The sequence below is a fragment of the Halanaerobium congolense genome (assembly GCF_004366375.1).
Classification (GTDB): domain Bacteria; phylum Bacillota; class Halanaerobiia; order Halanaerobiales; family Halanaerobiaceae; genus Halanaerobium; species Halanaerobium congolense.
Genome location: NZ_SOEF01000004.1, coordinates 116819 through 123887 on the forward strand (window position 1 = coordinate 116819; position 7069 = coordinate 123887).

A 7069-nucleotide genomic window follows, 5' to 3' on the forward strand; every position below is an offset into this window, starting at 1 on the left:
TTTTAAAAGAAAATAACTAAGAAAATAAGACTAAGAGGTGATTTGATGAATTTATCAGATTTTACAATTGATGATTTTACGGAAATTGATGGTGGACAGTCTATAGGAAAAGTAGCTGTACTGCTGTCAATGGTTAATGACGAGTATGACGGCAAAATAATTGATGCTTATAAAAATGAAGGATATAATGCAGTAATTACCAGAGCCGGAGGCAAAGGGTCTAAACTAAAGGATAAAGTTTTAAGAAACTGTCTCGGGGCAGCAATCAAAGGGGATGTAATCACAGAATCTGTTCAGGATCAAAGAATTTTAACCCGCTGTGTGGAAAGAGCAATGATCGATTTTGATAAGCCATTATCAGGGATTTCCGGTGCTGGAATTAAAATTGGTATTGTCAGTAAGGAGCCGCATTTAGCAGTTGCTCTTTATGGAAAGCTTGGTATCCCTGGTTTAGATGTTGATCACGAAATTTCAGGAATGGGGATTCATTATTATGGACTCAGCAAAAGGAAATAATGAAATAGAAATTTTAAAAAGGGTATTTAAATATCTTTTACCATATAAAGGCAGGATGGCAGGGGGAGTAATCTCGATGCTGGTTCATGCCTTTTTAACTATTTTTTTTGTTAGAGTTTTTCAGGGACTATTAGAAACAATTATCTCAGATATTGATATGGGACGTGAGGGAATGATCCAGCTTTCCTTAGTTGCTGGAATGATGATTTTGGTTTATTTCCTCAAGGGAGTTGCTTATTATGGAAAAACTTATCTGGTTTCCTATGTTTCTCAAAGATCAATTAAAGACATGAGGGATGACCTCTATTCACATCTCCACAATCTATCTTTAAGCTTTTATAGTAAAAATAAGACTGGTGATATTTTATCAAGAGTGACTAATGATGTTCAGAATTTAGAGAGTTCGATGATCAATACTACTGTCGGCAGTATTGATAAGGTTTTTACTCTAATTGGAGGAATTGTTTATCTTGTTTATTTAAATTACCGCCTGACAATTTTTTTGATTATAATTTTACCTTTTATCACCTATGTTATTGTTAAATTTAATTATAAATTGAAAAAAGTCAGCCGCAGAGTTCAAATTAAGATTGCCGATGTTTCAGATGTACTGCAGGAAACACTTTCTGCTGTGAGAGTGGTTAAGTCATTTGGACGAGAGGAATATGAGTTTGAGCGTTTCAGCACTGAAAATCAGGCTAATTTTAGAGCCAAAATGAAAAAAACTCAGTATGGAGCAATTTTAACACCACTGGTTGAGTTTCTGGCTGCTATTTCTTTTACGGCTATACTCTGGTATGGTGGTTATGAGGTTATGCAGGGACGAATGTCAGCCTCAGAATTAATAGCCTTTTTTACTCTGCTTTTAACTATCAGTGAGCCTTTACGGTCGATCACTAAATTATCAAAAAGACTGCAGCAGCTATTTGCTTCAGCTGAAAGAGTTTTCGAGATAATGGACACTGAAAGTGAACTTAGGGAAGATGATGAAAATAAGATTGAACTAACTGATGTAGAAGGTGAAGTTGTTTATGATAATGTAACCTTTGCTTATAATAGAAATGAGGTAGTTTTAAAAAATATTAATTTAAAAGCTGAGCCAGGAGAGGTAGTTGCTCTGGTCGGTCACAGTGGAGCTGGGAAAACAACGATGGTTGATTTAATTCCACGCTTTTTTGATCCAATCGAAGGTAGAATGAGGGTGGATGGTCATGACCTTAAAGATGTTAAAATTGACAGCCTGCGTGATTTTATCGGGATAGTACCTCAGGAAACAATTTTATTCAGTGGTTCTTTAAGAGATAATATTGCCTATGGTGATTTAGAAGCTGATCAAGAAGCGATTCAGGCTGCAGCTGAGGCTGCAAATGCCCATGACTTTATTATGGCTTTTCCAGATGGTTATGATACAATGGTTGGAGAGCGTGGAGTTGGACTTTCTGGCGGCCAGAAACAGAGAATTTCAATTGCCAGAGCAATCCTTAAAAATCCTAAGATATTAATCTTAGATGAAGCGACTTCTTCACTTGATTCAGAATCTGAAGCCTTAGTTCAGGAAGCACTGGAACATTTAATGCAAAATAGAACAACTTTTATTATTGCTCACCGGCTCTCTACTATTAGAAATGCAGATAAAATTGTCGTAGTCGAGCAGGGCGAAATTATGGAGATGGGCAGCCATCAGGAGCTGTTAAAAAAACAGGGTAAATATGCTTCTTTATATAAAGGTCAATTTATTGAAGATCCTAATGCTTAAAAATCATCTTTTGCTTAAAAATCATCTTTCTTAAGGTTTAAAATAACAATCAAGTTTTAAATATATAATATCAGGACATTAATAGATCAAGGAGGAATAAATTATGTCAGCTAAAAAAAGAAAAATAGAAGAAAAGCTAATTCCTCCTTTAGCTTATTATTTGCTTCGAGCTGCCAATTTTTCTTACAGATTGGAAGTGGAGGGCTGGAAAAAAGTTAAAGAAATGATGGCAAGTGAATCACTTGTTTTTTCCTGCTGGCACGGGAAACTTTGGGTTCCTTCCTATTTTCTGAAAGATTTAGAAATTTATGCACTGGCAAGTTTGAGCCGGGATGGCAGCTATATTTCTGAAGTCTTAGAAAGATTAGGCTGGGGTACTGTTCGTGGTTCCAGCAGCAGAGGAGCAAGCCGCTCACTGCTCAAACTTTATAGAAAGCTAAAACAGGGTGAAAGTGCAGCGATAACACCTGACGGACCAACCGGTCCCCTGCATCAGGTTAAACCAGGCATTATTTTTCTGCAGGAAAAGGCAGGCTCTTATCTGGTGCCGATAGGAACTGAGGCCCGCTGGAAGAAAAATTTCAGCAGCTGGGATGAATTTTTACTGCCCTTACCCTTTAGTAAAACAGCTTTAGTTTTTGCTGAACCTTTCAAATTTGAAGAGGGACTTACAATGGAAGCAAAGCAGAAAATTTTAGAAGAAAAGATGGCAGAAGTTAATAAAAGAGCTGCTGAGATTGTCAAAAAATAATGGTGGTATTAAATATATGGATAGTTTGCGTAATTATTTAGAAAAAATTATAGATGGTTCTGAAAAGGGTATATCAGCAGCAGTAATTCGCTGTATCTTATTTTTGCTGTCACTGCTTTATGCTCAGCTTGCGAAAATCAGATCCACCCTATATCAAAATAATATATTGAAGAAAAAAAAGGCAAATATACCGGTAATCAGTATTGGTAATATCACAACTGGTGGAACTGGTAAGACTCCGTTTACTGCCTTTTTAGCAGAGGAGTTAAAATCTCAATATAAAATAGCTATTATCAGTCGGGGTTATGGGGCTGCCGAAGATGTAGAAGAGCCCTTTTTAATTAAAGCTGATTCTGAACTTTATGCTGAGGCAGCAGAGGCTGGAGATGAGCTTTTTATGCTGGCCCGCAATTATGATCAATTAATTTTTATCCGCTCAGCTAATAGGTATCAAGGGACAAAATTGGCAGAAGTTCAGGGAGCAGATTTGATATTATTAGATGATGGTTTTCAACATTATCAGCTAAAAAGAAATGCAGATATAGTTTTAATCGATGCCGAAAAGCCATTTTCTAACAATAAAGTTTTACCAGCAGGTTTGCTTAGAGAACCTTTTACTGCTTTAAAAAGAGCTGATATATTTCTTTTAAACCGCAGTGAAAATGTAGATTTCAGTCGGATTAAAGAGCTTGAGACTTCGCTTAAAACTCTTAGTCCTTCTCACAGCGGTGTTTTTAAGGCCGAAACCAGTTTAGAGAGCTGTGTTGCTGTTGCTTCTCAGAAGGAAGAGGAACTTAGCTTTTTAGAGGAGAAAAAAGTTTTTGCCTTTTCTGGTATCGGTAGTCCAGAAGCTTTCAAAAAAAGTATTGAAAGTGCAGGAGCTGAGGTTGTAAGCTATAAAATATTTAATGATCACTACAGCTATCAAAAAGAGGATCTTTTAACTCTACTTGATCAATATTCTGCCTCACAGGCTGATCTGATTTTGACTACAGAAAAAGATGCGGTCAAACTGTTTGATTTTGCAGAAATGATAGGAGATCTCCCTTTTTATTATCTTAAAATTTCTTTGAAGATTGAAGCAAAGGAAGAACTATTAAATCTGATTAAATCTAAGATTAAAAATGGAAGTGCAAAATAAGAATTTGAGGTGTTTTTATGGGCAGGCTTAAAACTGCTGCTGTTATTCCCGCCCGCTATGACTCCACTCGTTTTCCCGGCAAAGCGCTGGCAGAGATCAGGGGTCAGGCAATGATTGTTAGGGTTTATCAGGCAGTAGAAAAATGTGAATTAATAGATAAAGTCTATGTTGCTACAGATGACAGGAGAATAAAGAAGGCTGTGGAAGCAGCAGCCGGCAAGGTGATTATGACCTCTGATCAGCATCAAAGCGGCACCGATAGAATTGCAGAGGCTGCTGCTCAAATTGAGGCTGAGCTAATAGTTAATGTTCAGGGAGATGAACCCCTGATTGATGCCCAAAGTATTGAAAGAGCCCTAAAACCTTTCAGCAGTGAAAAAAATTTACAGATGAGCACCTTAAAACGAAAAATAACTGCTGCTGAAGCTAAAAGTCCGGATCGGGTTAAGGTGGTTTCCGATCAGAATGACTATGCTCTATATTTTTCACGCTCTCCCATTCCTTACTATCGAGATACTGGAGCCGAAGCTCAGCAGTATTATCAGCATATAGGTCTTTATGTTTACCGACGTGATTTTCTTTTAAAGTATGCCGGAATGGATCAAACAGCTTTAGAAAAAGCAGAGTCTTTAGAGCAGCTAAGGGCACTGCAGAATGGTTATCAAATTAAAGTGCTGGAAACAGAGGCAAAATTAATTGGCGTTGACCGCCGGGAAGATATTGAGCTGGTTGAAAAAGAGCTTAAACGGATAAATAAACGAGTTGAATAATTTGGTAGGAAGATCAAATGTGATATGCAGATGGAGGTAAATAATGATTAAACAGGTTAAATTAAATGATGATATAATTTTTGGAGATCCCAAAAAGCCTTTTGTGCTTTTAGCAGGTCCCTGTGCAATTGAAGAGGAAGACCGTGTTTTAAGAATTGCAGAAGGAATTAAAAAAATAACAGATAAGCTGAGGATTCCCTATGTTTTTAAAGCTTCTTTTGATAAAGCAAATCGTTCTTCAATTGATTCCTATCGCGGACCTGGTTTAGAAGAGGGTCTAAGAATTTTGGAGAGAGTCAAAAAAGAAATTGGACTACCTGTGATTTCGGATATTCACCTGCCTGAGCAGGCTGCAGCTGCAGCAGAAATTTTAGATATTATGCAGATTCCTGCTTTTTTATCAAGGCAGACAGATATGCTGACCGCTGCCGGTAAAACCGGAAGTATAATCAATGTTAAAAAGGGTCAATTTTTGGCTCCCTGGGATATCGATCAGGTAGTAGAAAAGATTGAAAGTACAGGTAATGAGAGAATACTTTTAACTGAAAGAGGAGTTTCTTTTGGCTATAATAATCTGGTTGTAGATATGCGCTCATTGCCTAGACTGCGCAAAACTGGTTACCCGGTTGTTTTTGATGCAACTCATGCAGTACAGCTGCCGGGTGGTGCTGGTGATAGTTCAGATGGTGAGAAAGAATATGTACCTTATCTGATGCGGGCTGCTCTGGCTGCAGGAATAGATTCTTTATTTATGGAAGTTCATGATAATCCGGCTGCAGCTAAAAGTGATGGAGCAAATATGATTCCTTTAGAAAAATTAGAAGGAATTTTAAAACAGGGACTGGCAATTGATGAGGCTATGAAAAATTGTGATGAAATAAATTATTAATAGTTAGGTGACTAAAATGACAAAAAACAGCAGAAAAGATAAATTAAAAAAAAGTCTGGCTGAAGCAAAAAATGCTCTGCAGATAGAAGCTGATGCAGTTTTAAAATTAAGAGAAGAGCTTGATGGAAGTTTTCAAAAGGCAATGGAGCTGATTATTGATTCTAAAGGCAGGGTTGTATTTACAGGAGTTGGCAAAACTGGTTTAGTAGCTAAAAAACTGGCTGCAACTTTTTCCAGCACCGGGACTTCTGCTTTTTTCGTTCACGCTGGAGAAGGCTTACATGGAGACTTAGGAATGATTAGGGCTGGAGATGTTGTAATTGCTGTCTCCAACAGTGGTGAAACTGATGAAGTTATTTCTTTACTGCCATCTCTTAGGAGAATCGGCATTACTTTAATTGCTTTAACCGGAAGCAGCAGGTCAACTCTGGCTGAACATGCAGATTTAATTTTGGAGGCAGATGTAATTACTGAGGCCTGTCCTCATAATTTAGCGCCGACAGCGAGTACTACGGCAGCTATGGCTTTGGGAGATGCACTGGCAATTGCTCTTTCCTCCTATTATGGTTTTACACCTGAGGATTTTGCCCTTTACCATCCTGGTGGTTCTTTAGGTAGAAAGCTTTTAACTAAGGTGAAGGATGTAATTAAGATTAGGGAGCAAAATCCGGTTGTAGATATTGAGACTACAGTCAGAGAGGCTCTATTTAAGATGACAAAAAGCAGAATGGGATCAACCTCTATTGTTGATCAGGAGGGAAAGCTAAAGGGGATTATCACTGATGGTGATATTCGCCGGCTTTTAGAAAAATCTGCTGATTTTATTGATCAACCAGTTAAAGAATATATGACAGTGGATCCAATCTCAATTGCTCCCGATAGACTGGCAGCAGAGGCGCTGCAGATTATGGAAGCCAGAGAAATCAATGATTTACCGGTTGTAGAATCCGATAAACCGGTTGCAATGCTTAATTTCCAGGATTTACTGAGAGCCAAAGTGTTTTAGAGCTATTAATAAATTTGTTAACTCAAACTTCGCACTTGTAAAAGTGCTTTTGCACCTTGAAATTTCAATATTATTTAGCAAAAAAATAGCATGAAACCCCCGTTTCTGGTATAATTGAATAGCAACAAACAAAAAACCATAACGGAGGTTCATGCTATGAAAATTATACCACAAATTTACCAGAATGATAAGAAGATTTTTTCTACTGTTTCAACTTTTTTTAAAAAATATCGAATAGCT

Annotated in this window: 7 protein-coding genes; all 7 read left to right on the forward strand. The window is 37.4% G+C overall.

All coding sequences use genetic code 11. From position 1 onward, the window contains the following. Window positions 1–45 precede the first annotated feature (45 nt). On the forward strand, window positions 46–516 hold the full coding sequence (locus tag C7954_RS02780; RefSeq protein ID WP_073157456.1) for a HutP family protein: 471 nt from the start codon (window positions 46–48) through the stop codon (window positions 514–516). Continuing rightward, window positions 494–2272: an ABC transporter ATP-binding protein gene (locus C7954_RS02785; RefSeq protein ID WP_073157459.1), complete on the forward strand. Its 1779-nt coding sequence runs from the start codon at window positions 494–496 to the stop codon at window positions 2270–2272. Before C7954_RS02780 ends, C7954_RS02785 begins: the two co-directional genes overlap by 23 nt. A 103-nt stretch (window positions 2273–2375) precedes the next feature. Then, window positions 2376–3023: a lysophospholipid acyltransferase family protein gene (locus tag C7954_RS02790; protein WP_073157462.1), complete on the forward strand. Its 648-nt coding sequence runs from the start codon at window positions 2376–2378 to the stop codon at window positions 3021–3023. Then, the gene (gene lpxK, locus C7954_RS02795) at window positions 3010–4164 is read left to right on the forward strand and encodes a tetraacyldisaccharide 4'-kinase (RefSeq protein WP_243734142.1); all 1155 of its coding nucleotides are present in this window, start codon (window positions 3010–3012) and stop codon (window positions 4162–4164) included. Before C7954_RS02790 ends, lpxK begins: the two co-directional genes overlap by 14 nt. A gap of 17 nt (window positions 4165–4181) precedes the next feature. After that, window positions 4182–4934: a 3-deoxy-manno-octulosonate cytidylyltransferase gene (gene kdsB / locus C7954_RS02800; RefSeq protein WP_089720114.1), complete on the forward strand. Its 753-nt coding sequence runs from the start codon at window positions 4182–4184 to the stop codon at window positions 4932–4934. A gap of 43 nt (window positions 4935–4977) precedes the next feature. Beyond that, window positions 4978–5823, forward strand: a complete 846-nt coding sequence (kdsA, locus tag C7954_RS02805) for a 3-deoxy-8-phosphooctulonate synthase (RefSeq protein ID WP_089655824.1) — start codon at window positions 4978–4980, stop codon at window positions 5821–5823. A gap of 16 nt (window positions 5824–5839) precedes the next feature. Further along, a complete protein-coding gene (locus tag C7954_RS02810; protein WP_073157471.1) occupies window positions 5840–6829 on the forward strand; it encodes a KpsF/GutQ family sugar-phosphate isomerase in 990 nt (329 codons plus the stop codon). Window positions 6830–7069 lie beyond the last annotated feature (240 nt).

Excerpts from the sequence above, each read along its gene's own strand:
- kdsB (WP_089720114.1), top strand. The coding sequence starts at position 4,182 with ATGGGCAGGCTTAAAACTGCTGCTGTTATTCCCGCCCGCTATGACTCC.
- C7954_RS02790 (WP_073157462.1), top strand. The coding sequence starts at position 2,376 with ATGTCAGCTAAAAAAAGAAAAATAGAAGAAAAGCTAATTCCTCCTTTA.
- C7954_RS02780 (WP_073157456.1), top strand. The coding sequence starts at position 46 with ATGAATTTATCAGATTTTACAATTGATGATTTTACGGAAATTGATGGT.
- kdsA (WP_089655824.1), top strand. The coding sequence starts at position 4,978 with ATGATTAAACAGGTTAAATTAAATGATGATATAATTTTTGGAGATCCC.
- C7954_RS02810 (WP_073157471.1), top strand. The coding sequence starts at position 5,840 with ATGACAAAAAACAGCAGAAAAGATAAATTAAAAAAAAGTCTGGCTGAA.
- C7954_RS02785 (WP_073157459.1), top strand. The coding sequence starts at position 494 with ATGGACTCAGCAAAAGGAAATAATGAAATAGAAATTTTAAAAAGGGTA.